Annotated in this window: 1 protein-coding gene; it reads left to right on the top strand. The window is 66.4% G+C overall.

Annotated features, from left to right (window positions below; translation table 11 throughout):
* The coding region (locus ACZ1IK_RS11220) for a transposase (protein ID WP_465098522.1) at positions 1-634 on the top strand (634 nt) is incomplete at its 5' end.
* Positions 635-654 lie beyond the last annotated feature (20 nt).

Here is a 654-nt window from a genome sequence, read left to right as displayed (position 1 = left end):
GTTCGCGGTCCGACACCTCACGATGCAAGCCGAGATCGACCTGATAGAACAACAGTTGGAGATGCTCGTCCGGCAGGTCAACCCCACGCTGCTGTCCCTGAGCGGAGTCGGTCCTGTCACTGCAGCGACGCTCCTGGTCGCCGCCGGCGACAACCCCGAGCGGCTCGGAACCCGCGCCAGCTTCGCCGCTCTCGCCGGTGTCGCCCCGATCCCCGCCTCCTCCGGACAACGCACACGGCATCGACTCTCTCGCGGCGGGAACCGGCACGCGAACGCCGCGCTGCACCGGATTGTGCTGTTGCGCATGCGGCATCGCGAGCCTCGGACGATGGCCTACTTCGAGAGGCGTCGTTCGGAGCAACTCACCGACCGTGACATCATGCGCTGCCTCAAACGACACGTCGCGAACGAGATCTATGCCGCTCTGCTCAATCCCGCCACCGACAATCCCGTCGGGCGCGAACTCCGAGCACGCCGACAAGCGAAAGGCATCCCGATCAGCGTTCTCGCCGCCACTCTCGGCGTCCCCTACCAGCGGCTCCGACGACTCGAGATCGGCACTCGCGCCGACCCTGAACTCGAGGCCCGAGCGACCGCCATCCTGGAGCAGATCAGCCCGCCACTGGCCGCTTGACAGCAATAGGAGCATCCACT

Source organism: Micrococcus sp. CS26, assembly GCF_055522295.1.
The sequence above is the reverse complement of the archived record's forward strand: the minus strand, read 5'-3'. Positions and strand labels throughout refer to the sequence as shown.